This window comes from Metabacillus endolithicus (assembly GCF_023078335.1).
GTDB classification, from domain to species: Bacteria; Bacillota; Bacilli; order Bacillales; family Bacillaceae; genus Metabacillus; species Metabacillus endolithicus.
On the sequence record NZ_CP095550.1, the window covers coordinates 35,898 to 62,020 of the forward strand.

22 protein-coding genes and 1 pseudogene are annotated in these 26,123 nt (G+C 35.2%); 4 read left to right on the forward strand and 19 right to left on the reverse strand.

Features of this window, described 5'->3' with window-relative positions; translation table 11 throughout:
* Positions 1 to 24 precede the first annotated feature (24 nt).
* Both MVE64_RS00130 and MVE64_RS00135 read right to left on the reverse strand, forming a co-directional pair.
* Positions 25 to 1,037: pseudogene (locus MVE64_RS00130) on the reverse strand (asparaginase).
* Positions 1,038 to 1,261: 224 nt separating this feature from the next.
* Positions 1,262 to 2,278, reverse strand: coding sequence for an asparaginase (locus tag MVE64_RS00135; protein WP_247342506.1), 1,017 nt, complete (start codon positions 2,276 to 2,278; stop codon positions 1,262 to 1,264).
* 414 nt (positions 2,279 to 2,692) lie between these two features.
* On the opposite strand from MVE64_RS00135, the gene MVE64_RS00140 reads away from it, so the two are divergent.
* A complete protein-coding gene (locus MVE64_RS00140) occupies positions 2,693 to 3,061 on the forward strand; it encodes a helix-turn-helix domain-containing protein (protein WP_247342509.1) in 369 nt (122 codons plus the stop codon).
* A gap of 316 nt (positions 3,062 to 3,377) precedes the next feature.
* Here MVE64_RS00140 and MVE64_RS00145 read toward each other — a convergent pair whose 3' ends face one another.
* From MVE64_RS00145 to MVE64_RS00175, 7 genes are all read right to left on the reverse strand, one after another.
* Positions 3,378 to 4,043 carry an HAD family hydrolase gene (locus MVE64_RS00145; protein WP_247342511.1) on the reverse strand — a complete coding sequence of 222 codons (666 nt, stop codon included), beginning with the start codon at positions 4,041 to 4,043 and terminating at the stop codon, positions 3,378 to 3,380.
* A gap of 34 nt (positions 4,044 to 4,077) precedes the next feature.
* Positions 4,078 to 4,803, reverse strand: coding sequence for a GntR family transcriptional regulator (locus tag MVE64_RS00150; protein ID WP_247342513.1), 726 nt, complete (start codon positions 4,801 to 4,803; stop codon positions 4,078 to 4,080).
* A 58-nt stretch (positions 4,804 to 4,861) separates the two neighbouring features.
* Positions 4,862 to 5,686 carry a PfkB family carbohydrate kinase gene (locus tag MVE64_RS00155; protein ID WP_247342516.1) on the reverse strand — a complete coding sequence of 275 codons (825 nt, stop codon included), beginning with the start codon at positions 5,684 to 5,686 and terminating at the stop codon, positions 4,862 to 4,864.
* 6 nt (positions 5,687 to 5,692) lie between these two features.
* Positions 5,693 to 6,583: a carbohydrate ABC transporter permease gene (locus tag MVE64_RS00160; protein ID WP_247342519.1), complete on the reverse strand. Its 891-nt coding sequence runs from the start codon at positions 6,581 to 6,583 to the stop codon at positions 5,693 to 5,695.
* Positions 6,584 to 6,588: 5 nt separating this feature from the next.
* Entirely contained in the window at positions 6,589 to 7,473 is an 885-nt protein-coding gene (locus MVE64_RS00165; RefSeq protein ID WP_247342522.1) for a carbohydrate ABC transporter permease, read from the reverse strand.
* A 71-nt stretch (positions 7,474 to 7,544) separates the two neighbouring features.
* Positions 7,545 to 8,828 (reverse strand): ABC transporter substrate-binding protein, encoded by a 1,284-nt coding sequence (locus tag MVE64_RS00170; RefSeq protein ID WP_247342524.1) that lies wholly within the window; start codon positions 8,826 to 8,828, stop codon positions 7,545 to 7,547.
* A 35-nt stretch (positions 8,829 to 8,863) separates the two neighbouring features.
* The gene (locus MVE64_RS00175; protein ID WP_247342527.1) at positions 8,864 to 9,838 is read right to left on the reverse strand and encodes an SIS domain-containing protein; all 975 of its coding nucleotides are present in this window, start codon (positions 9,836 to 9,838) and stop codon (positions 8,864 to 8,866) included.
* A gap of 329 nt (positions 9,839 to 10,167) precedes the next feature.
* Here MVE64_RS00175 and MVE64_RS00180 point away from each other — a divergent pair, with 329 nt between their 5' ends.
* Complete coding sequence (locus MVE64_RS00180) at positions 10,168 to 11,433, forward strand: erythromycin esterase family protein (RefSeq protein ID WP_247342530.1); 1,266 nt, start codon at positions 10,168 to 10,170, stop codon at positions 11,431 to 11,433.
* An 83-nt stretch (positions 11,434 to 11,516) separates the two neighbouring features.
* On the opposite strand, the gene MVE64_RS00185 is transcribed toward MVE64_RS00180, so the two are convergent.
* The 3 genes from MVE64_RS00185 to MVE64_RS00195 form a co-directional block, all read right to left on the reverse strand.
* Entirely contained in the window at positions 11,517 to 11,981 is a 465-nt protein-coding gene (locus tag MVE64_RS00185) for a hypothetical protein (protein ID WP_247342533.1), read from the reverse strand.
* Positions 11,982 to 12,223: 242 nt separating this feature from the next.
* On the reverse strand, positions 12,224 to 12,517 hold the full coding sequence (locus MVE64_RS00190; RefSeq protein ID WP_247342534.1) for a replication protein: 294 nt from the start codon (positions 12,515 to 12,517) through the stop codon (positions 12,224 to 12,226).
* Positions 12,518 to 12,650: 133 nt separating this feature from the next.
* A complete protein-coding gene (locus MVE64_RS00195; protein WP_247342537.1) occupies positions 12,651 to 13,592 on the reverse strand; it encodes a DnaD domain protein in 942 nt (313 codons plus the stop codon).
* 648 nt (positions 13,593 to 14,240) lie between these two features.
* Here MVE64_RS00195 and MVE64_RS00200 point away from each other — a divergent pair.
* Complete coding sequence (locus tag MVE64_RS00200) at positions 14,241 to 15,551, forward strand: prolyl oligopeptidase family serine peptidase (protein ID WP_247342540.1); 1,311 nt, start codon at positions 14,241 to 14,243, stop codon at positions 15,549 to 15,551.
* A gap of 184 nt (positions 15,552 to 15,735) precedes the next feature.
* Here MVE64_RS00200 and MVE64_RS00205 read toward each other — a convergent pair whose 3' ends face one another.
* From MVE64_RS00205 to MVE64_RS28015, 5 genes are all read right to left on the reverse strand, one after another.
* Positions 15,736 to 17,040, reverse strand: coding sequence for a prolyl oligopeptidase family serine peptidase (locus tag MVE64_RS00205; protein ID WP_247342542.1), 1,305 nt, complete (start codon positions 17,038 to 17,040; stop codon positions 15,736 to 15,738).
* A gap of 984 nt (positions 17,041 to 18,024) precedes the next feature.
* Positions 18,025 to 18,696, reverse strand: a complete 672-nt coding sequence (locus MVE64_RS00210; RefSeq protein ID WP_247342545.1) for a vWA domain-containing protein — start codon at positions 18,694 to 18,696, stop codon at positions 18,025 to 18,027.
* 183 nt (positions 18,697 to 18,879) lie between these two features.
* A complete protein-coding gene (locus MVE64_RS00215) occupies positions 18,880 to 19,197 on the reverse strand; it encodes a DUF3784 domain-containing protein (protein ID WP_247342548.1) in 318 nt (105 codons plus the stop codon).
* Between the two features lie 67 nt (positions 19,198 to 19,264).
* Entirely contained in the window at positions 19,265 to 20,269 is a 1,005-nt protein-coding gene (locus tag MVE64_RS00220) for a macro domain-containing protein (RefSeq protein WP_247342551.1), read from the reverse strand.
* A 335-nt stretch (positions 20,270 to 20,604) separates the two neighbouring features.
* On the reverse strand, positions 20,605 to 20,697 hold the full coding sequence (locus MVE64_RS28015) for a putative holin-like toxin (RefSeq protein ID WP_425593975.1): 93 nt from the start codon (positions 20,695 to 20,697) through the stop codon (positions 20,605 to 20,607).
* A gap of 293 nt (positions 20,698 to 20,990) precedes the next feature.
* Here MVE64_RS28015 and MVE64_RS00225 point away from each other — a divergent pair, with 293 nt between their 5' ends.
* Positions 20,991 to 22,682 carry a hypothetical protein gene (locus tag MVE64_RS00225; RefSeq protein WP_247342553.1) on the forward strand — a complete coding sequence of 564 codons (1,692 nt, stop codon included), beginning with the start codon at positions 20,991 to 20,993 and terminating at the stop codon, positions 22,680 to 22,682.
* A 156-nt stretch (positions 22,683 to 22,838) separates the two neighbouring features.
* Here the strand turns inward: MVE64_RS00225 and MVE64_RS00230 are convergent, their stop codons facing one another.
* Together MVE64_RS00230 and MVE64_RS00235 are read right to left on the reverse strand one after the other, a co-directional pair.
* Positions 22,839 to 25,430, reverse strand: coding sequence for an ABC transporter permease (locus tag MVE64_RS00230; protein WP_247342556.1), 2,592 nt, complete (start codon positions 25,428 to 25,430; stop codon positions 22,839 to 22,841).
* Positions 25,427 to 26,110: an ABC transporter ATP-binding protein gene (locus MVE64_RS00235; protein WP_247342559.1), complete on the reverse strand. Its 684-nt coding sequence runs from the start codon at positions 26,108 to 26,110 to the stop codon at positions 25,427 to 25,429. Before MVE64_RS00235 ends, MVE64_RS00230 begins: the two co-directional genes overlap by 4 nt.
* Between the last annotated feature and the right edge of the window lie 13 nt (positions 26,111 to 26,123).

Genomic DNA, 26,123 nt, shown 5'->3' on the forward strand with positions numbered 1-26,123 from the left:
ACTAAATGAATAATAGTTTTAGATTTATAGAACTGCGTAATTATTTTCCTGATTTTGCAAATCATTTGCTACAGGCGTTTCCATTAATTTTTTCACTTGCTCCAAATTACTTGTTTTACCTAATGCCCACATTAGTTTCGGGACAATAGCTTCTGTGTTCATATCTCTTGAAGAAATAATGAGTTTTTTGGATATCTTTCGTCCAACTTCATACTTTTGTAAGTCGGTTCCTTCCTCAAGACACTGAGTTGTGATCACTACTGCAACCCCAGCATCTATTAGTTCATTTATTTTTGGAAGGAGATTTCTTTTTTCAAATGGAATTCCGCCATTTCCGTAACTTTCTATTACTACACCTCGATAAGACTGTTTAATATAATCGAAAATATCTGGAGTTATACCGGGATAAAGCTTCAGTAAAAAGACATTACTGCAAATTGAGGAATCCAATTTTAATGTACCGTTCAGTTTTACCGGGGTATTGCCTAAATAGTCTATCTCGGAACCGTCTATACGAGCCATGTAAGGACAGTTAATACTCCTGAAAGCGTTTTTACTTTTGATTTTACTTTGACCGCTCGAGTGCCACTAATCACCTTGTTATCAAAAACAACATAAACCCCACTAATACTCTCACAAGCAACCCTAATTGCATTCATCATATTTTTCCTTGCATCAGTTTCCCAATAGCTTATGGGAACCATAGATCCTGTTACGACTACTGGTTTTGTTAGGTTTTGTAATATATAGGAGAGTGCTGCTGAAGTATAGCCTAAAGTGTCCGTTCCATGGGTAATAACAAACCCATCATACTGGTTATATTTGTTATAAATCGTTTGAGCAATTTCTAACCAGTATTCCGGTTGCATATTTGTACTATCCACATTCATCAAAACCATACTATGAAGTAATATCTCATCTTTATAATCCGGTAAATAACCAACTATATCTTTATCTGATATTCCTGGTGTAAGCCCATTTTTACCTTCGACTGATGCAATAGTACCCCCTGTAGTTATTAAAAGAATTTTTTTCATAATGCCACCTCTCTACTCTTTAGATATCCTTTTCCCATAGCGATTTAAAAGATTGTAATTGGACTCGTTTTGCGAACGTTTTAACAAAAACCAAACGATAAAGTACGCGAAACGAGAACAATAGGGCATAGTTATCCAATTTTTCAGTCATATTAAAAATACATTTTGAGAGGAAGAACACTTTGAAGCCAAAGGAACTAGCCTCTCTTGACTTTTTCTTACTATTAGAGAATAGTTAACTTATCATATTTAGGTGGGGTAATGTCATAAGCAATAGGTGTTGCCATGATGTTCTTCACTATTTCAGTATCATTTGACTGTCCTAGTGCCCACATTAATTTTGGAATAATTGCCTCTGTATTCATATCCCTTGTACGTATGATCATGTTCTCAGACACTTTCCGGCCAACCTGATAAAGCCCCAGGTCCTCACCTTCTTCAAGCACTTGGGTTGTAAACACCATTGTCATACCTGATTCAATCAGCTCATGTATTTTCTCAACTAGACTTCTCTCTTGAAAAGGAATTCCCCCAGTTCCAAAGCTTTCAATAACGACTCCTTTATATAAGTTCTTTATATAATCAAAAAGTTCAGGCTTAGTTCCAGGATGAAGTTTTAACAAAAAAACATCTGGACAAATAGAAGAATTAAATTTCATTTTCTTCCCTTTTGTTGTAGGAATTTTCTTTTGATATGTAACTTCAGAATGATTCACACGAGCAATATAAGGGAAATTAATGCTTTCAAAAGCATCATAGCTTTTCGTCCTTAATTTGACTGTTCTTGTCCCGATAATCACCAATCCATTAAAAACAGTAAAAACACCACCAATGTCTTCACACGCAAACCGAACAGCATCGCTAATATTTTTCTTAGCATCTGTACGCTTGTAATGAATTGGAATTTGAGATCCAGTTATCACAACTGGCTTCGCAAGATTTTGTAGCATATAGGATATGGCTGCTGCCGTGTATGCCATGGTATCTGTTCCATGAGTGATAACAAATCCATCATACCTATCGTAATGCTCATGAACAGCTTCTGCTACCTTAACCCAAGATTCTGGCTGCATATTGGTACTATCAATATTCATTAGGTTTTTACTTTCAACCTCATATCTAACATGTTGTTCAGGTAAATAACTGGCAATTTCCTCAGCAGGGATTTCAGGATATAAACCTTCTTTCCCTAATACACAAGCAATCGTACCTCCGGTAGTTAGCAATAATATTTTTTTCATATACACTCCTCCTTCTAAAAGACCGTTTTTTCCTGCATTTTATCATATAATTAATTTTTGAGATAATCATGATCTATCCTTTTTCTTGAAGAAAGAGATATATAAGCAGTTCAAAGTAAAATAAGAGTACTAGATTCATTGTTTTCTAGGCATAAAACAAACAAAAAATTTTTATGTCTAAGATTATGTAAAAAAAACTATTAAACTAAACAAATCTTCATTTGAATTCGCTTCCAATTCAAATGTTCTAAAAAAGAGAAATTCGCGTTTCGAGAACTCTTGATTAGATTTTATAGAATTATCAGGAAAATATCAAGGGGTTTTATTCGATTCGCGTACATTTTATTCTTTACACATGCAAGCTTATTATAAGTAATGCTATAATAAAGGTAATGATTTTGGAGGATATGAAAAATGTTAAATCGAGTAGCTGAATTACGAAAAAGTAAAAAGTGGTCCATGCAATATATAGCCGATCAACTAGAAATTGCAAAAAGTACATATGCAGGATACGAGTCTGGTTATCGAGAGCCATCACTTGATACGATCAAAAAGATTGCAGATTTATTTAAAACATCCGTTGACTATTTGTTAGAAAGAACAGATAATCAACACTTTCCCCAAGAACAAGTGAAGGAAAATTTCCCTATGGAATTAACAGATCAAACACAGTTGGCTAACATTCTGCTGACAATCGATGAAAAAACCTTATCTCCTGAAGAACTTTATCATTTTATTGCATTTATACGATCAAAACGTGAAATTGAGGAAAATGGACTTTGAATGATGCTCTGGCTTTTCCATTCTTCACGCAAACCTCTTGACCTCACAAATATCTTTTGTCATTCGTGTGAGCCCCATACTAGTAAAAAAGAAGAATGCTCGTTTCATTCATCTATATTTATTACACGTGGTTCATCCCTTTATAGCACCCAAACTATTCTAGTCATTACCTCTCCTATTCATTCTTCTAAAATTTGAATCATACCTTTACAACAACTTCTTTAAGTTTAAAATACTCGAAAAATCCCCCCTTATCGCTCGCTGTCGACACAAGGGGGGATTATTAATCGTATTCATTCTTACATGTTTACTCTATTTAATTAGACTTTCGATCACTTAATTTCCCAACAAGCTCCACCAACGCACAATCTGCCATCGAAGATAGTCGATAATCAACTTCAGGAAATGTTAAATGCTTCGTGGTGTCATTCGGAACAATCACACAGGTTAAGCCTGCTCGTTTTGCGGCGAGAGATCCATTAGCGGAATCTTCGAATGCAATGCAAACTTCAGGTTCAACACCTAGCTGTTTAGCTGCTAACAGGTAAAGCTCTGGATGAGGTTTCACTTCAGCAACATCATCAGACGTCATGATACATTCGAAATAATGTAGTAAGCCTAGCCGATCTAAATGGCTTGAAACCCATTTATAATCAGAGCTTGAAGCAAGACCAATTTTTAAGTTCATGGCTTGTGCTTCCTTGAGGATCTCCTCAACACCTGGTCGTACCTTTAATGCATTCAACCTTGTTTCAAGCTTTTCTTTATTCATTTTTTTAAGCTGCTCTCGATCAATTTCTTTGATTTCTTTTTCTAGAAGATCGTATATTGAGAAAGTAGATTTTGTTCCAATATTTTGTATCCATTCATTAAATGGAAATTCTACGTTATGTGACTCAAACATTTCTTTATAAATCGTTGTATGAACAGATTCGGTATCAAAAATCAACCCATCAAAGTCAAACACAACTGCTTTATACATGGAATCAATTCCTCTACGTATATTTTTAACCCATTTAGTAATCTGTTTCTAGTCGTAGCTTCACCCGATCTGCGATTAAATGGTAGTTTGAGTAATGAACAGGGATTGATTTTTCATTATAAATGATTTTATCTACTAAAATGATTGGGGTCATTCTATTAACCTCTAAATGCTTTTGTACCTCATCTGTTGGATGGACAAATTCAAGGTCTTTACAAACCTTACTAAAATTTATTCCATACTCGTCATTTATAATCCTAAAAGTTGAACTTTCTGCTGTAATTTTGTTTTCTATTTCAGGATAAAGTTCTGTTGGAAAGTAGGCATAATCCAAGCTTAAAATTTGGTTATTTCGATAGACTTTTCTTACTAGTTCAATATACTCATCAAATTGATTATTAAATTTATTATTAATATGGATTGTTCCCTTTATTTTCTCCATTGAAAGAATATCTTTTGTAATAAATTCACTTTTTGTTGTCAAGCCTTCGGTGTATCCTTGAAAATGTAAAAGGTGAATTTCTTTACGAAATGTATTCACAAATGTCCCTTTTCCCCGAATAATTTGAAGAACACCTTCGTCAACTAATTCTTTTATGGCACGACGTATCGATATTCTACTAGCTTGAAAAATTTCACATAACTCAGCTTCAGTAGGAATTTGGTCACCCTGATTTAGCCGATTAGTTTCTATATATTGTTTGATTCCCGTCATGATTTCCTCATATAAATAATTTTGAATTGAATCGCGGTTACTCATTAAGCTCGCTCCTATATGTTTAACGTTACCATTCATTATACAATAACCTTTAAGTACGTTAAACTTTTTGCATTTCTTTCGGGTAACCGAATCCACCGTATTCCTGGCAAGTCTTTTCAGCGGACTTTGTTCCTTTCTCAATGGCAGCTTCAATCTCTTCCCCACTCATATAAGCTGTTAAAAAGCCTGCGATTAAGCTATCACCAGCACCCATTGTGTCCACCACATCAATTTTCTTTAACTTTTGCTCATACATCTGGTCATTTTTAATAAAGATCGCTGGTTTTCCTCCCCTGGTCAAGCCTATGATTTCAAACTGAAAAGAACGTAAATCGCTAAGAAACTGTTCAAAATCTTCTTCAGAGAGCTCAGCAGCTGAGAAAAAAGCATATGAAATATAGGGAGCAATTGATTCAATATATGATAGGTCCTTTCTACTTGAAAAGTCATACGAAACTTTTGACACTTGCGACAATTTTGCCAATTCACTTTCCATAGAGGAGTAGCAACTCACATGGCTTAAATCAAAGGTTTTGATATAATCCAGCTCTTCTTGAACAAGTTGAATTTTAAATTTATGTTGAACGGTATTTTTAGGTCCTCCTACAAATACACGGTCATTGTCTTCTGTTAAAGTAACTTGCGGCTGTCCAGAAATACCAATGACGTCACGTGAATATTGATAATCAATCCCTTCTTGATTAAGTACATATTTTATATGATCGGCCGGTTCATCATTCCCAAATATCCCAATATACGAAACTTCACTAGCTCCGTTACGTTTCGCATTGACTGCTACATTGACACAATTACCTCCAGGATAGTAGTTATTTTGATCCAAATAGCAGTCCACTACGTTATCACCAATTGTAATTAATTTCATATGTTATCATCCTTTCACAGAGCCTTCTGCAAGTCCTCTAACTAAATATTTTTGTAAGAAAATAAGTAAAACAATCATTGGTACTGTTGCAATCACCATTCCTGATAGCAATACTCCCCAGTCTGTACGAAGAGCATCTCGAAAGACCATTAAACCTGATGGAATTGTTTTTAATTCGCTGGAATTAATGAAAACGGTTGCAAATAAAAATTCATTCCAAGCGAAATAGGCAGTTAAAATAACAGATGTTACAACAATAGGAAGTGATATCGGTAAATAAATACGCCAAAAAATACCGAATTCCGTACAGCCATCCATCAACGCTGATTCCGATAACTCTTTTGGTACAGTTAAAAAGAAAGTTCGAATCAAGATAATCGTTAAAGGTAATCGATAGGCCACATAAGTCAGAATGAGTGCCCAATGTGTATCAATCAAGTTTGTGATCGTTAAAATTTCAAATAAAGGGATTAAAGCAACCTGTGGATTCATCATTAACCCACCAATTGTAAAAAGAAGTGCCACGTCAATCCAGCGATTTTTATACCGAGATAAGACGAACGCAGCCATTGCTCCTATAAGTACGGTTAGAATAATCGTTGATGCTGTGACATATACACTATTGAAAAAATAGCTCGATATTCCTTTTGACCATGCAAGAGAATAGTTTTCAAACTTCCATTCCGTTGGGAAAGCCCAAACATTACTGTAAATTTCCTGATAGCTTTTAAATGATGATATCAACATCCAAAATAGTGGATATAGAATGATAATAGCAAAGCTCAGTAAGCCAAGAAAGACAATATTTTTGGTGAGTCGTGTCTGAATTGGGATTTTTGTTTTATTTGTAGGAACGGTACTAGGGAATGTGGACTTCTTTACATTTGCTTTGATCATGCTCTTCATTCCTCCTTCCCTGTTTTCGAGACTTTGATCTGTATTAGCGCAAATATTGCAGATAATAAGAAGATAAGGGATGCTAATGTTGATGCGTAGCCCATGTCATCTTTAACGAAGCCTGTTTGGTACATGTGAATGGCTAGTGTCATGGAGCTATTTCCTGGACCACCATTTGTGAGAATGTAAGGTTCATTAAATACTAGAATAGAACCAGTCACAGTAACTAATAAATTAACAAAAGTCGCTTCCTTCACTTGTGGTACCGTTACACTAAAGAATCTTCGTATTTTCCCAGCACCATCGATTTCTGCAGCTTCATAGAGATCCTTCGGAATTTTCTGAATTGACACGATAAATAACATCGTAATTAATCCAATACTTTGCCATTGAGACATGGCGATCACACTATAAATTGCCGTTGTTGAATTGCCTAACCAAGGCTTGGCCCACTGCTCTAATCCAATGAGCTCAAGGAAGCTATTTAATAATCCAATTTGTGGATTATAAACAAATCCAAATAGTAAGGCAATAACTGAGATTGAAATCATAACTGGCATAAAATAAATCACGCGGAAGACGTGCGCAAATCGTCTGAAAAATTTATCCTCTAGAATTGCAGCTAGCACCAATGCAAAGAACACTTGAAGTAACACGGAAATGATGGCATATTTAACATTGTTGACTAATGCAATAATAGCTACTTCATCAACAAATAATTGTTGGAATTTAGTCAAACCAACAAACTCTTTTGATTGAGAAAAAACACTAAATTCAAAAAAACTATTATAGAAGTTTTGAATAAGAGGTATGTATATAAATAGTCCTAAAAATAAAACAGTTGGTAACATGAATAGAATTGGAGTTATTTTTACCTTTTTTACCTTCATCACAATCCCCCACCCTTCTTTTGAAGAATTGCCCTAACTTTTTCCTTTCATAGTTAGGGCAATTCAACTTCTTATTGGTTTCGTAATTTAGCAGCTGCTTCTTGTACTTTTGCCATAATCTCTTCAGGTGTTGTTTGATTCGTTGCTAATTCTTGACCACCTCGCATGAAAACATCAGCAATCGATATATCAACCGCATTATCAAACCAAGGGGTCGCATCTGATGCATCTAGAATAATTTGATAAGCTTCTAGACTTGTTGGGTTGGATGTTTCTTCTGTAACACCGCCTTTAATAGCGTTTAACTGACCGTCTGCTTTCGTAAATTCTTTGGCTGTTTCTTCTGATGTTAGGAATTTCAAGAACTCTACTGCTTCAGGTGGAGCATTTTTACTTAACATCCAGCCTTCTGGTGCACCAGTAAGGGATTTAGGTCTTCCGTCTCCATCTTCAACTTCAGGGAAATTAAAGAAGCCAAACTCCACATCTCCAGCATCCTGTACATATCCAACCTCTGCAAATTGCATATATAATACCGGAACTTCACCAGCAGCAAACATATTTCGAGCTGCTTCATGATCAATAGCCGTCGACACATCACCCATGTAAGTTGTCAACTCTTTAAAGATTTCTAAACCTCGAATATATCCTGGATCTGTATACTCACCAGTCTCAACATTATAATCTTTAATAAGCACATCATTAGCTATGACTCTATCAAAAATAGTGCCCATGTAATGAGAGATGGCCCAACCATTTGTTAACCCTTCTACTAATGGTGTTTCATAACCAGCTTTCTTTAGTTGATCTAAAGCATCGATCAGTTCATCGTATGATCTTGGTACCTCTATATTATTTTCTTCAAAGATTTGTTTGTTATAAAAGAAAGCTTTACCGTCAACCGTAAACGGAATTCCATACGTCACATCATCAAACGTAAATCCAGCATATTGAGACTCGATAATATTACCAGACCATTCTGTATCCTCCGCCATTATTTCATTTAGCTCCATAATACGATCGGAGCTTACTAGATTTGCGGCAAACGTGTCTGACCATGAGGTGAAAACGTCAGGAAGATCGTCATTTGAAACGAGTACTTTAATTTTTTCTTTATAAGAATCATTTAAAACAGAATCAACATTAATTTTTACATTAGGATGCTGCTTTTCAAATTCTGCAATTTTTTCATCATAAAATGATTTTCTAGGTTCATTCGGCCATCTATGGAAAAAATCAATTACTACTTTATCATCATCAGAAGATTCGCCATTGCTTTCATTGGAGGAAGAACATGCTGCTAAAAACATAGAGCTGGCTAAAATAACAACTAAAAAGCTTACGAACTTTTTCATTATATAATGCCCCCTCGCAACCAATTTTTAAAAGATTAATATTCCATTTTCCACATATATCTTCTTACTGATAATGGATGTCCAGTATGTTCCGCTAAACCATCAGCGTATAAGCGTAAGACAGGCCCTGCTAATGCTGAACCAAAATACTCTTTAAGGTCTTCGTCCACTCCACTATAATCAAACTCTTTCACATTCACGACTTCAACTTTTTCGCTATATTTTGTTACAAAATCAAGAGCACGCTGATCAAGCGGTGTACTTGGTCCTTCTCCAACTACCACTAAAAATGGAACATCAAAATCTGTTACTTCAAATGGTCCATGGAAATACTCTCCTGAATGAATAGCGTTTGAATGGATCCACAGCATTTCCATTAACAAGCAGCTTGTAAAGGAATAAGCATGGTGGATATATGCTCCACTTGCCATTGTGTAAATCACCTTATCACGCTTATATTTCTTACCAAATGTATCCGCTACATCCTTATACTTTGCTTGGTTGCTTTCAATTAACGTACCTAGCTTAGATAATTGTTCCACACCACGGACAAATTTCTCTTCCCCAGTAATTTGATGAAGCAATTTAAAGAGTAATGTGTAATATACTCCTATTTCTCCATCAATGGCATCAGAGCCATCTTTATAATTGTAATGAACGGTATATTCTGCTTCTTGACAAAGTGGAGATTCAACATCCATTGAAATCGCAACAGTTAAGGCACCTTGTTCTCTTGCATATGTAGCAGCTCCAACTGTTTCTGGAGTTGTACCAGAATGAGATCTTAGGATCACAAGACTGTTTTCCCCTAATGCTTTCGGTGCACGATGAATAAATTCATTTGACGTGTATACAAAGCTCGGCATATCAGAATCCTTCGTCACAAAATAATCCCCTAACGAAAGCGCTGCCATTGAACCACCACAAGCAACAAAGAAAATGTTTTTAATATCCTTCCCATTCACAGCCTCAATAACGTTTTGAATTTGCTCCACATGTTCTTGTTTCATAAATTTACCTCTCCCCTCAATTTTTAACTTAGTTTGGTTTACTCATCCTCTAACCTCTAAGTTAGTTATGATGTCATATAACATCATCTATAAGGTTATAGTACATCATATGATGTCATAGGTCAACGGTCTATTTTAAATTTTCTAATAATTAATGAAGAAAACCTATCCTCAACCATTTAGGTGCTTTGCCCACAACTCCTCTCCACCCCAGATTTAAATGTAAATAATCCAGATTTAACCTTAATTTAAACTTTGTCATGTACCATGAAATGTAATAAGAGTTCCTAGGTTTGTATTAGTCAAAACAAGAAAGTTGAGGAGAAAGTATGAAATTTTTAAAAAGCTGCTTTTCGCTCATAGCAGTCATTTCTTTTACTGTTTTCATGTCAGGTTGTGGAAAAGGTGAACCTATAGATAACGCGGCGGAATATATTTCAACCGTTGATACAATGGACATTCCTGATGATGTGGAAGTGATTGGACTGGGAGAAGCAACACATGGGAATGTTGAATTTCAGGAGTTAAAACAACAGGTTTTTGAAACTTTGGTAAAAAATGAAGATGTTCGCGTCTTTGTGTTAGAAGGTGATTTCGGAGGCGGTCAGCAGATTAACAACTATATTTTACATGGAGAAGGCTCCGCAGAAGCTGCTGTAAATAGTCTTGATTATAGTATTTATAAAACTCAGCTAATGATTGATCTTGTTGAATGGATGCACAATCATAACAAATCGGTGAAAGACGATGAGAAAATTCGTTTTTACGGGAATGATATGCAACGCTATGACTACAGTAAAAAGAACCTACTAGATTATCTTGCTGTTGTAGATAAGGAATCTGCGGATAAGTATAGTGACCAATTGAAACATGTTTCTAATGAAACGATGCGTGATTTAACTACCGAACAGTTAGAAAAAGTAGATAAAACGATCAAGGACATTCTTCAAGATTTACAATCTAATGAAGCTAAATATTTGGAACATTCGTCTTCTGACGAGTTTGCGTTTGCAATAGCCAATACGCAAAACATGAAGCAGCGTACACAGCTATTTTTATCAGAAGAAAACTACACAAACCTTCGCGATCAATATTTAGCTGAGAATTTACAATGGATTATGGAATATGAAAAAAAACGAGGAAATGAAAAAGTGTTTTTCTCAGGACATAATGGCCATGTCGAAAAAACGTCTGCCTCACCTGCTGGCTATAAATCGATGGGAAATTATCTAGAAGAGGAATACGGAACAAAGTATTTTGCAATAGGCACTGACTTTATTAATAGCAAATTTCAAGCAAAGAACGATGATTCCGGCAACCGCAAAACGTTTACCGTAAAGAATCATCATGATTTAGTTGATGCCTTTAGCGAAGTGGAACCAAATACCTTTTACGTTGAATTTGAAAAGAGTCGTGAGTCAGAAGAATTGTCCAAGATTCTTTCTAGTGAGCAAAAAATGGCAAATATAGGTGATGACTTTCGCTCATGGTATAAGCTATTAAAGATGTTTTATACAATTGAAATGGTGCCTGATCAGGCTTACGATGGCGTGATCATTGTTAAGAACGCAACACCTACTAAAGTGATAGAATAAGATTTGAAAAACAAGGAGGTTCTAATGTTTCTACTATTTAAAAACATGAGAACCCCTTTTTTTCATTGTTTTTAAATTCATGATCATTTGTATTGCTGCCAAACCTCCTCTTCTGTTAACACATAATCATTTCTACTATAAGACCCTGCTATCGCAGGAAAAATGGAAAATTCCTTTTTCATATCTCGAAACGAAATCCTGCCATTTCCTCTATAAAAATCATTTTCTAGAGAGGTTTCAATACAGTTTAAAGGAGAATGAAAATATGTTTCCCTATAGTGCTGAATGGCATCTTCTTTGCTTCGGGCAAAAATGAAGACAAAATCATTTTTGTTCTGCTTTAATGAATAAATGTGAACCTTTCGAAAATATAAGAGATTTTTTTGAATCATTTCCTCTACGATTTGGTGATTTGCCTGGTTTAAGTCTATTTTTGATACGTCGTCATTTGAAGAAATTTTCTTTTCTTGTAATAAATGAAAAAGATAATGAGCCAATGAAGATTCTTCTAATTTTACAACTTCTTCGAAATATTCTTTTACATTCATGTCATCACACCTCAATTTTTAAATGTTTAAACATATTCAAGAACGAAACCCTATTCTTTTTGCTCCACAATTTTTACTATGTATTATTTATTGTTCCGACTATGGTGCCTAATGGTTTTTTCTATTTAGAGAAAATGATTTCAAGGGGGTGGATCTACATTTTCAGTCCTCCCCCATCAATTATTCATTTAAAATATATTAAGTTCCTCTAATTCAGATTGATGAACCCTCTTATCAGCTGCTTAGTCTTCATCATGAAAATATTCTCCCTCGTTTTTAACAAGAATTTCACATGTTTCTGGGTTGTAGGTAATCAATTTAAAGCGCTCAGAGAATCTGCTTATCAATGCTTGAACGGTCTCGATCGAAAGAAGAGTTTTCTCTGCTATTTGTTCTATTGATACTTGATAGATTCCATCCTGAGTAGCTTGCGGATTCGTAAGTAAGTAAAGATAGAAATACTTTTCCTCCCAATCCATATCCCTTACAACCGGGTCTCTCCAAAAACCTGTATTAACCTTTTTAAATTTTTCCATTTTTCAACACTTTCCTTTCTCCTATTAATTTTCTTTTCACCCTTTATATATAGAAAAACTGATGAAGAGTAGCGTGTGTTTTAAAAAAATTTATTTTTTTTAACAGGTTTGATTTTTTATCATGTATGACAATCTAAGTAGTTTCCTCACCCGCTGTTAGATCGAGCACAAACTCAGCCGGAATCGCTCGACCAGCTCCAATAGAATTTGACTGCTTGTATTTAGAAGACTGGTTATCATGATAAGAATCAATTTCTTCAATAGTTAATAAAGACTCATTTTTCCAGTTTTTAAGAATACCAACAACATAGTTTAGCCTTCGCTTGTTATTAGCACAGGCAATACCCATTGCTTTTATTACGACATCTTTAGGATTTAAAAAGCAGGAATTCTCTAGCCAGGATAACAGCTGGTGCTTGGCATTCATGTTTGTTAAACCAAATCCATTGCTGTCCCAGAACTCTATGATTTCGTTTATATCTTTTGATTTTTGACTTTGTTGGCCATCTTCTATATGTGAATTGTCTTCAGAGGTTTGTTTTACTTCCCCAGTTGCTGTAAAACGAGGGTTAGAGATTTCTTCAATTTGATCATGCTCTGTTGCAGAATATGTATGTTCTTCACCATTATGGCTACTTTCTTCCTCTACTTTTTTATTACAATAAGGTGCGTATAAGCTTACGATTTCCTCTCTTTCAATACCTTCGCAAACATACGAAATAAGCGAGGTATCCTTGACCTCTTTTAATTCTTTTTTAATACAATCCATGATTGGTTTGCCGCCCCTATGAAGGTTATTTTTTCCCCAGTTTTTAATGGCAATTTCACAAGTTTCTGGATTGTACCGGATTAATTTGTGAAGTGTAGTAAATCGTTCTAATAATAATTCCACCTTTTCAAAGGTATAATCCATTTCAAGTGCCATTTCTTTCTTCGTTATTTCATAGATTCCGATTTGCGTCGTTTTTTCATTCGTCATTAGATACATGTAAAATAATTTATCATCAGAAGTCATCTTCTCTAAATTTAATGAAGATCTCCAAAACCCAGTTAACACCATACGAAATTTTGCCATTTTTTCATCACTATCCTTTTATCAAATTAGTGTTCTTTCATCTTGTATATAGAAAAAAAGAGGGGTTAGAGTAGCGGTTTGATATGTAAAATTTTTGTGAAGATAAAAACTGGAGTGAATATAAAGATTTCATAAGGGTTGAAAATTTGTGTTCTAGTAAATAAAAAAACGTTCCTTAACAATTTGTAAGGAACGTTGATTTTTCTATTGAGTTTAATTTAGAAGAAAAACTACCACTACAACATAGTTTTAAATTTTGAGAAAAGCAGCTCTTTCTAGGTTATTTTCTATACTAGGTTATAAGCTTTTTTTGTTGTTGTTTTTCTTTTTATTATTCTTTTTCTTATTGGCCACGTATCGTAAAAAAATTTCTTATCTAAATTTTATAACAACTTTTCTTAAAGAATCTATGAGAATTGTGTTCAAATTTTTCATACACGTTCAGTTGGGACCTACGACTTTTATAAGATAAATGGTTTAATAAACTGGAAATATTTTCATTTCGTGTGCAGTAAATCATAGAAAAGTACTACTAATTTATGATCATAAAAAAATCTAATTCTTCGTAAAATTTACTTGTAAGCGCTTTATTACGTAAAAGGAGGATGTAAATCTGGTCTTACATAATAAATGAAGGAGGTACTATTTATGTTGAAAAGTGTAAAAATTTTCATGCTTATTATTTTAACAGCTGTACTATCATGTTCATTTAGTATTGGTGCATTTGCAAAGGGAGAAAAAGTAGACACATCCTATCGAAGTGTAACTGAAATACATGATTGGGGTGCAGCTATTACTAAATTGATTGTGAAAATTGGTAAACCAGTACCGAAACAATCTATTACAAAGGATACATTTAAGGTGCATGTGACAAGAAGCGATGATAGACTACTGGACTCTCCACTACTAGAGGAAGGCTATCGAGAGGTTACAAATGCCTATGTTGCTGATCAAAATGGTAACCCTGCAGTAAGAGGAAAATATGTAGTTTTAGAAATGAAGATTGGACCTACTGTGTCACTAGGTTCCCCTCTTAACTATTATTCTGGGTCTAATAAATGGATTAAATCTGATTATACTATTACCCAAGAAAAGGACATAAAAATTAATGCCGGAAAGTTCGGCACAATTTCTGGATTAGTGATTGATACTTTTGCAGGAGAAACGCGAGAAATAGTTGATAGCTTCTCATCAGGTCAGGCAACATATAAGGACGTTACATTAACGTATGCAGATTATGCACCAGCAAAAGATAAGAAGAAGAATCCTTTAATCATCTGGTTACATGGCGGTGGTGAAGGCGGTACGGATCCAACTATTCCACTATCTGCTAATAAAGCTACTAGCTTTGCAACGGAAACCATTCAATCTTATTTTAATGGAGCGTATGTATTAGTTCCTCAAACACCAACGAGATGGATGGAGGGCATTTCAGGAGGAGCTGATGGAACTTCCATTTACCAAGAAGCTCTTATGTCATTAATTAAGGATTATGTCGCTAATAATCCGGATATTGATCCTAATAGAATCTACATTGGCGGTGCCTCAAACGGTGGATACATGACAATGTTAATGGTTCGGGACTATCCGGGATACTTTGCAGCAGCATTTCCAGTATGTGAAGGTTTAAATAATAATTTGGTCTCTGATAATGATATTTTAAATATGTCTCAAACACCAATTTGGTTTGTTCATGCAAAAAATGATCGAACTTTGCCTCCAGGAAGCAATGCCATTCCAACCTATAATCGTTTAATTGATGCTGGAGCTGAAAATGTTCACTTAACAATATTTGATAATGTGCAGGATAATTCAGGTTTATATAAAAATGCTGACGGTACACCATATGAATACAATGGTCACTGGTCGTGGATTTATGTTTATAATAACGAAGTAGAAACAAAAATTAATGACCAAACAACCACTCTAATGGAATGGTTGGCTGCACAGTCTCGTTAAGATTCTGTAATGTAAAATCGCAAAGCATCTTCTATATTCCTAAACAGTGTTTGATTTAAATCATGTAAACAATAAAATTACATTCTAGCAAATGAAGAAAGAAATAAAAAAATAAGCGGTTTCTCCTTCACCAGAGAAACCGCTTATTTTCGTTTACTTGTCTTTGAATCTATCAAATGTATTCCTACTTTTTTAGTGACTGCTCAGCAAGCCACTCCATTAAGGTTGTTGTTTTTCCATTAATGGTGTTTGTTACTTCATTGTTGTATACATAAATCCATGACCAATGTCCATCATATTCGTATGGAGTGCCGTCACTGTTTTTATAGAGACCTGAAGTATCAATTACATCCTCGAATAGTGATAAGTGAACATTTTTGGCACCTGCTTCAATTAACCGGTTATAGGTTGGAACTGTATATAGTTCCGGATTAACAACTGTGTCTGTTTTTGCAGCAATAAACCAGATTGGAAGATTCATCATCCTTTGTATTTCTTCATCTTTGATTAAGGTATCTTTTAAGGCTTCACAGGTTGGGAAGGCTGCTGCGAAATACTCCGGATAGTCGCGTATCATCAGCATCGTCATATATCCACCATTAGAATCTCCACCAAGATAAATTCTATTCTGATCAATGTCCTTATTTTGTGAAACATAATCTTCAATTAATGCCATAAGTGCTTTTTGATATTTCGACGTACCATCTCCAAATTCAGTGAAACCATCCATCCAAAAACTAGGTGTTTGGGGTGCTAATATATAGGCACCATCAAAATAGGCTTGTATTTCTTTTGAAGCAAAGTTTGCTGCTTTGTTCCCGGCGATCGCCATGGTTGGGTCTGTACCTCCTTCTCCCGCTCCATGTAACCAAATGACTAATGGATTTTTCCCATTAGCTTTTGCTGGAGAATAGCTAGCATAGGTTAAAGTTACGTTGTCATAAGTTGCTTTGCCAGTTGTAAAATCATCGACAAGCTCTCTCACTCCTCCGGTACATTTATCTATAACTAATCCTGAAATCGTTCCATCACTGGTTTTGATATTCTTTTGTTGTGTGATCGTGTATTCATTTTCGGTCCAATCGTTAAAACCAGTCCCCGCCCAATCGTAGTTGATTGCAGAAGAAAGTGTTAAGGTTGGAGAGATTTCCATTTCTAAAACAGTGTATTTTCCCATTTTCTCGGCTGGATTCCCATACTTATCTGAAACATAAGCATTCTTCACTATTCGATTGCCTTCTTGTAGGAATGGATTCTCTAATCTACGATCATATCTTTGCACATGGACATGAAAAGTCTCTTTTGAAACCGACTCTATTGAAACAGTTTCTCCTAAATCAATGATTATCTTTGTGATAACTGCTCCCCAGTCCTCAATTTTTGTAACCGTTTGATAAGAAGGTTGTGTTTTTACTTCCGTGTTAAACGTATGACTCGTCACGTCTGCTGAACCTAATTGCGTTAGAGATTTCTCGGATTTATTCTCCATTATAATTTACCTCCCTTTTAGTGAATGCGTTTGCATTAGATGATTCTTTCATTTCTTGATATTAGAAATACGTTCTACTAAATGTACAATTTTGTTATTTAACTTGATTTCCCGTTAATTTATTCTCTAACTGGTTAACACGTTTGAAAATATAGGTAGGATTTGTATGAGTTAATTCTTCAAGTGAACCATATCCATAAGTTACTACTATAGAGAGTCAATACCAGTATTACTTGCCTTGCCCCAATAATATCATGGTTTCTGTTACCAATCATACTAATATTATCTAGTGTTTGTTCACTGTACTTTCTAAAGCCCTAGTAGCAATATGACCTCTTACCTTCACCGACTCTCGAATTATAGCTATCTTATATAATATATAATCCATAATTCAGACTTCATACAGGAGATGAAGACCAAACTCAGTAAGAAAATCACGAGTAATGGTCTTCATACAAGAGATGAAGACCAAACTCAGTAGGAAAATCACGAGTAATGGTCTTCATACAAGAGATGAAGACCAAACTCAGTAGGAAAATCACGAGTAATGGTCTTCATACAAGAGATGAAGACCAAACTCAGTAAAAAGATCACCAGTAATGGTCTTCATACAAGAGATGAAGACCAAACTCAGTAAGAAAATCACGAGTAATGGTCTTCATACAGGGATGTTGACCAAAATTAGTTTAAAAAATCAAGAGATATCGTCTTCAGGATGAAGAATTGCTGAACAAATCACGGCTTTCAAATTCTACTAACAATGGTTAAAATAAAGATATATTCGCATATATTAAAAAGACCGTTGGTGCTCGAAGACCAAACGGCCCATACATATAGAAGGTTCCCTTCAAGAGAGTTAGCATTGTAGGTATAAATCCACCCATTATTTGCTGTTCGGGCTCTGGGGTGGACTATTTGTTGTACATCCTTTGCTTACACTATTGCTTACTTCAAAATATTATTTCTCTTCATAAATTCTTGTTCTCAGGAACGGGACGGTGAACCTGTCCCTCTGTCCCGTTGATGATAATCACGTTCAATATCTTCTTTCCAGCTTCGATCAATTTTCTTCCCACTTCGCAGCTTTACTACGGCTTCACTCACAGATTCATAATTTAACTGTGTTCCAATGTTGTCAGCATGATAGTCAACGGCAAAGTCTTCATCTATACCAAATTTTGCAGCAGTTGAAATGGCATCAATATTCGCTCCTAGGAAGATGAAGTCCCATCCATATTTCTCTTTTTGCTGTGATATCATGTTCTTTACTTTTTCAGGAGTATATTCACAACTGCTATTTTCCATTCCATCCGTTGTGATGACGAATAGAACCTTGTCCGCTCGTTCATCTTCACTTGTGTGTTTTTGTACATTTACGATTTTTTGGATAGACATCCCAATTGCATCTAATAATGCAGTTGTTCCTCCTACCTCATAATCCTCTTCGGTCATTGGAGATATCCCTTTTACATTGATGCGATCGTGCAATAGTTCATAATGATGGTTGAATAGAGCTGTTGTGACGAACGCTTCTCCTACAGCTTTTTTTTGCTTTTTTAGCATCGAATTGAAGCCACCAATTGTGTCTGATTCAAGTCCTGCCATTGAACCACTTTTGTCTAAGATAAATACGATTTCTGTTACATTACTTTTCATTCCTTGTCATCCTCCGTCTTGTTTTATTTATACATGTAGAATAACAAGATATGAAAAAGGAATGGTCGCTTTGTAAGCGACATTTTAAGAACCCGTAAAGGCTTCTCAAAAGCAAATAATGCTGATTCATTTCGTAAATATCATAATTGTTTTGTTAGAAGTCTAGATCTCTTTCAATTAACATTAAACTTTCTTTTTAAATCTGTTTCCGGTATTGGAATAAACCAATGCAAAAATAATAAGTGATAAAAATAAAATAAGACCTATAATAAATATAATTTGGTTTTCTAACAGCTCACTCAATGCAAATAATAATGTGCTAAAGCTAATTCCATACATAATTTTCCCCATAAACTTACACATTGCTACTTCATCGTATTGAGCCTTTTCACTGTCAGGCATTGTATTGTAACCTGCAAGTAATGATGCCCCTTTTCCTTTTGACAGGATGATAGCAAAAATTAAGAACGGTATTGAAATAATTAGACTGGCTACTCCCATACGGGTTACCTCCTTTTCTATCAATCTTTGTTGTAAAACAATTAAGCTTTAAAGTTTATACGTTTTGTTAAGCACCTAATAAAGGCTGATCAAAAGCAAATAAGGCTTCATTAATTTCGTGAATATCATAATTGCTTTGCTGGATAAAGAATTCAACAATCACATCAAATTTACTACTGCGTGACAGCGTATAGCCTGCTGCAGACAGTAAATCGTTTGTTTCGATTTCATTTAGTTGTAAAGCTATCGCAAAGGCTATCGCTGTTTTCTTTTTAGGTACATAATCAGCTGCATTTCGAATTTTTGAAAACAAGCGACGATCAATATTTGCTTTTTTATAAGTGTCAACATCTGTCATTCCTCTTTCATCAATCAATCGAAGTAGACGTTCTGAAAATGACTCATCGAGTTCTTCTATTAGATGTAGTAAGCTATTTTCTGTGATAGGCTCGCTCTGTTTTTTATATACATTATCTGATATGGCCTCAGACTGTTGCAGTTGTTCCATGTTAAATCGCCGGCTAAACGTGCTCTCTATTTCGTCAACATAATGCTCATCAATATATTCATTGATCGATTTAAACAGCATTTGACTTAACCCAAATGAAGCTTTATCAAAGACTACTAGATAAACTAGCATGTCATGATGCAATAAAAAGGTACTAATCGTAGAAACAGCGATTTGTAATGCCTCTTCCTTTGGATACCCGTAAATGCCAGTTGAGATGAGTGGAAAAGCAATCGACTCACATTCATATTTTTTCGCTAGCTCTAGAGAATTTACATACGAGCTTTTCAACAGAACAGCTTCTTGATGGGAGCCACCCTTCCAAATAGGTCCTGGTGTATGAACAATATATTTAGCAGGTAACTGAAATCCATCAGTGATGACTGCTTCTCCAACAGGACACGCGCCTATTTCATTACAAGCATGCTTCAGCTCATGAATACCAGCAGCTTGAAAAATCGCTCCACAAACACCTCCACCCATTTTCAGATCTGTATTTGCAGCATTTACAATCGCATCTACCTTCATCTTAGTTAAATCGTTACGTACAATTTCTAATGGCATGAAGATCGTCTCCCTTTTTCAATTCCTTTTTTATGTAAAATTTGAACGTTTATTAAATGAGCTAGTTCATTTATTCCATACTTCATTTTAACACGGGCTTTATTTCTTGATTTAAATCGCTACGAAAAAATAAGAATAAATGGTATACGTTGTTAAGCTTGAATTACTTTTCATTCTTCTAGTCTTTGGTTATAATAATACTAGAGAAATCATAAACTAAAAAAGACTGTTCGGTGCTCGAACACCAAACAGTCATACAATAGCTAGGTTCCCACTAAGGGGATCAGCAATTTTGTAAGATAACTCACCTGTCGCCGGCTAAGCTCAAGGGTGGGTTATTTTTTGTCTCTAAAAGATATGATGGACAACACCAAACCTGCAAATGCTAGCATAAGCATTAACGTTTGAAATACTGTCAACATACGCATCACCCCCTTTCCGTACGAGGTAACGCTGACCACCCATGAGTTTACCTAACTATTGCCTTTCTATTATATCACAACCAAGAACACTTGTTCTTATAATCTGCTATTAATTATCTATCTACACATAGAGGAACTAAACTAACTTCTACCCCAACGATTAACTACTCTTACTCTTCTACTACACTATGTACTTCTTTATCTAGTATATAAACACCATAAAAAATGAAACCTTCCATTATACTTAACCGTATTAAGTATATAACCAATCCAAAAACTCACATCGAAAGGAGAACATCATGGTAAACATTCTTATCTTTTCTCTTATAATTGGATTATTAACAGCCGTTATCATTATTCCTTTTACGAAACAAAAACAGGCAAAAAAAGATAAAAAGACGGCTAAGAATAAACCAAGCATAAGAGTACTTAGCATCTTTTCGGTCATCATTATGATCGCAATGTTTTCAGTTTACTATTTTACCAATTTAGATCGTAATATCTCTTCATTATGGTTTTTCATCATCATTGTTTCAGCATTAGGTATGATTATTGCTACAGGTAAGGAAAAACTGATAAAGGGTCTTCTCTTCTTAGCAAGTCTTGTATTTGGCATTTCTCTACTTGTCGCACCGGTTTTTAATGCGGATGAAAAATTTGAACATGTAGAGATGGAAGAATTAGTTGAAATTAAAGCATTTGATGAAAACAAAACGCCTGCAAGCGTTCCACCCCAGTTTGCTAGAAACAAAATGAAAAAGTCGTTCGGCCAAGTTCCTAATACAAGTTATTATGAACTTGGAAATCTCCAGGTACAAAAAGTAAATGGAGAATTTGTTTATATTGCACCAGTTGAATTCTCTGGATTTTTCAAATGGTTGAATGGTGATGAAACACCTGGTTACTTCACTTTAAGTGCTACTGATTCTTCTGATAATCCAAAGTTTGTTAAATCTGAGATGATCTTTACACCATCCTCATATCTTAATAAAAATGTTGAACGCCATATAAGAATGAACTATCCTAAACACATTTTTTACGGTGATGTTCAATTAGAAATTGACGAAGATGGCAAACCATACTATATCCGTACTTATGGTCAATTTGTTTCAGCTCGTAATGGTTTTGAGGCTGATGGAATTGTCATGGTTGATCCTAAGAATGGGGAGACAAAAGATTATAAACTAGCTGAAGCACCTTCATTTATTGATGGAGCTGTTTCTCCTGAAGCTGTGAGCTTGCAAAATAGCTATTACGGAAACTATATTCATGGATTTTGGAATAGTATATTTGGTAAATCTGATGTGAAGCTACCTTCTGATGAAGGAACGGAAGCAAATGTTAGTCCAATTTTTAATGAAGATGGTAACATGTATTATTTCACCGACTTTACTAGCCCTAAAGAAGGCGTAGATTCTATGTTAGGATACTCCCTTACCAATTCTAGAACAGGAAAGGCAACGTATTATACTGGAAATCTAGAAGCATCGTACATGGATTCCCAAGGTGCTCTTCAAATCATAGAAAAGAAATTTATCGAGAAAAAATGGCACGGCGAAATGCCTGTTTTATATAATTTTTATGGAGAAGCTAGCTGGTTAACACCTGTGTTGGACTCTAACGGATTCTTACAAAACTACTTTATTGTTTCTGCTGCCAACCCAGAAATATCTGTTTATGCAGGAACACCTAATCAAGCGCTAAAGCAATATAAAATAGCCTTGCAAAAAGGTGGAAGCTCCGTAGATGGTACTTCCAAAGCTGAAGAAAAAACATTATCAGGTAAAGTCGTACGAGTTTACAAAGAAAAAGCTGGGGATTTCACGATGGTTTCATTTTTGTTAGACAATGGGAAAAATTTCGTGATATCATCAGAAAATTATCCATTGGCTATTTACTTACAAGAAAATGATTCAGTGAAAATTTCCTACCTAGATACAGGAGAAAGCTTCTTGCCAGTTAAGGAGATGAGTATTGAAGGGTTGGAATAATAGCTAGAATTGTTGATACATGAATGTGAATATAAAAAAAGGCTGTAGATAAACTCGAATTTATCTACAGCCTTTTTATGTTAGATTCCTAGAATCTTCGACAAAATTCGGGAAGTGACAGGCACTACCTTCCCCCTGCCAGGCACCACTATCTACCTAAATACTCTCCTGCTTCAATCCGTCAATAATATTTTCTTTCTTAATCTTTTGGATGCTGTAGAGCATGGCTAATCCAACGATTACGAAAATGATGACGATGACAAAGGCTACGCTCATCCAAGGGACCGCAAAGCCGTATTCGAAGGTTTGGCGTAGTCCCAGGTACATCAAATACATGACAATGGCGCTGATTGGTAGTCCGTAGGTTAATGACTTAATTCCATAAAAAATACTTTCGTAGTTAATCATTTTATTAAAACCTTTTGGTGTCATGCCGACTGAACGTAGCATGGCAAATTCACGTTTACGAAGTGTGATGCTTGTTGAGATGGTATTAAAAATATTTGCAATCGATATTAATGAAATCAATGTGATAAATCCGTATGTGAATACTGACAGCATAAGGACCATTTGCTCTTGTTCTTGCCTTCTTTCATAAACGTTATAAACATACATATTAGATGAAATAGCTTCATCCAATGCTTTCTGAGTGCCAAGTGGATCAGATGAATTCAGATACAAGTATGGATTCATTTCGCTCTGTAGTTGCTTATTAGAACGAATAAGATTGTCTAGCGTTTCTTGTGTGACAATGATATCAAGTCCACCTAAACTAGCCGTTTGAACACCCATTGGAACTTGATCCGTTAACGCACCGATCTTAATACTATTCAAAAATTGCTGATCTCCATTTCCTTCATAATCAAAGGTATGCAAATCTACCATTTGTCCAATTTCACCATGAATGGTCTTTTCTTCAATCAATTTTCCAGATTCAGCATCTTCGTATTTTATCTTTTCAATAATAATGGCACTAGGATCGTTGGGATTATCAAGTTTTTCAACATCTGCCTCGATACTGTTGGCGAATTCTTTAAAACTTTCTTGATCTAATCCATGTAACGTTGCGTAATAAGGGTATTTTCCTTCCTTTACAACAGAATCATCTTCTTTTGCTAGCTGCTGTATTTCTTTTGAAGCCATTTCTACAGGGATCATAGCATTTACGGTTACATCATTTAGTAAAATCGAATCAGTAACATAGTCAAGGTTTGCCAGTGGTGCTAGGTCTTCCGAATCAACCCCAGATCCATATACCTGAATATCATAGCTAATATCATGTTGAGACAGTTCAAGTGACTTTTTAATATTGTCTGTAAAAAATGACACAGCTAAAAACAGAACAATACTAATCACTAAAGAAAACACGGTGGCTTGATATCTTCGTTTATTTCGTTTTAGGTTTTTTAGGCCAATTTCAGCTTCTATCCCAAACAATTTGCGAACAAACTTTGATGTTTTGACAGCTTTTCGTGTTAATTTTACATCCTGTGTTTGACGAAGTGCATCGATTGCTGACACTTTTGATGCTCTTTTTGCTGGAAGATAGGTTGAGATAAAAATCGTTAAGATAGAAACAACACAAGCAACTAGTATCGAAGCCGGTGTAACAATTACCTTTAGTTTTACAGACGTATTAAGCGCGTCGTGTAGATATGAGTTAATAAAAGCAAATGTGACGGCCATCCCGCCAATACCTGAAAGAAAGCCAAGTGGAATACTAATGGCCCCAATGATTGCTCCTTCAAAAAATACAGAGTTTCGCTTTTGTTTTTTAGTTGCCCCAACACTCGCAAGCATACCTAAATGTCTTGAACGTTCTGAGACACTAATGGCAAACGCATTATAAATGAGTGCGACTGAACCAACTATAATAACGGCCATGATTATTCCTGCAAGCGAGAATAATGTAATAAATAATCCTTCATTTTTCGTTACACCATAAAAGCGAAGCAATTCCGTATTATAACTAATAGATTCAATACCTTGTTGCTCGGCAAGTTTTCCTGCATGTTTAAAAAGTGAGCCTTTGACCTTCTTTAGCAAAACAATTGCATCAGCTTTATCAGCATTGCTCACTACATCTTTATCAACATAGCTTATGATGGTGTAGCCAGGTGCTAATGAATTTTCCCATTTGGGACGTTTAATCTTACCAACGATGGTAAACGTTTCTGTTGATTTTATCTTGAGTTCTTCAGCTACTCCATTTTCATCTATCGTCAAGCTATAAGACTGGTCAAGACCATCTTCTTGATTGTTGCTAACGCGATTGCCGATATCAAGAGTGAGCTGGTCACCAATCTTATACTCTACACTCGCATCCTTTTCAATTTCCTCGGAGACCACAATCTCGTTTTCAGCGTTGGGTAAACGCCCTTCCGATAACTCAATCGGAAACTGCTTGAATGCAGTTGCGTTATATTCCTTTATAAACAAATAAGGCTTACTTTCATTTTTAGAATCTGGAAAGTGTGCATATCCAAGATCTCTAGATAACATGACCTTATCAGTTTCATTATCCTTTTCAATTGCTTCAAGTTGTTTTGCATTCACATCTTTATATTTAACATGCCATTCACCATTTTGTGAGATATTTTCCCTAATGGTCAAATCTAAAAAAGAAACACTTAGGGTTGCAACGGCTGAAATCATGGCAACTGAAATGATCACACCAATAATGGTAACAAGTGTTCTTCGCTTGTTTTCTTTGAGATGTCGTATTGTTAATTTGTTGATAATGTTCATGGACGAATCACCTCATCCTTTGCGATCCTTCCGTCCTCAATTGAAATCACACGATCAGCTTGTAGGGCAATACGTTCATCATGTGTAATGACAATTAATGTTTGGTTATACGTTTTATTGAACATTTTTAAAAGCTCAACAATTTCACCGCTGTTTTTGCTATCTAAATTTCCAGTAGGCTCATCCGCTAGCATAATCGCAGGATTACTAATTAAAGCACGTCCTATTGAAACCCTTTGCTGCTGACCACCAGAAAGTTGATTTGGTAAATGATGTAACCTTTTTTCTAAACCTAATGTTGTAATAATCTTCTTTAAATGCTCTGGATCGACCTTATGCTCATCTAATAGCATTGGCAGAGTTATATTCTCTTCAACTGTTAAAATCGGAATCAAATTGTAAAACTGATAAATCAGTCCAATTTGTCTTCTTCTAAAAATGGCTAATTGCGTTTCATTGAGACTATAAATATCGGTATTATCTATTAACACCTTCCCACTAGAAGGTCGATCAACACCACCAAGAAGATGGAGTAACGTTGACTTCCCTGAGCCTGATGGACCAATGATCGCCACAAACTCCCCTTTTTTCACAGAAAACGATACATTATCTAGTGCTTTAACTGCTGTGTCACCTTTGCCATATACCTTAGACAGATTTTCAATTTGTAAAATATTCATTATGATTTCCTCC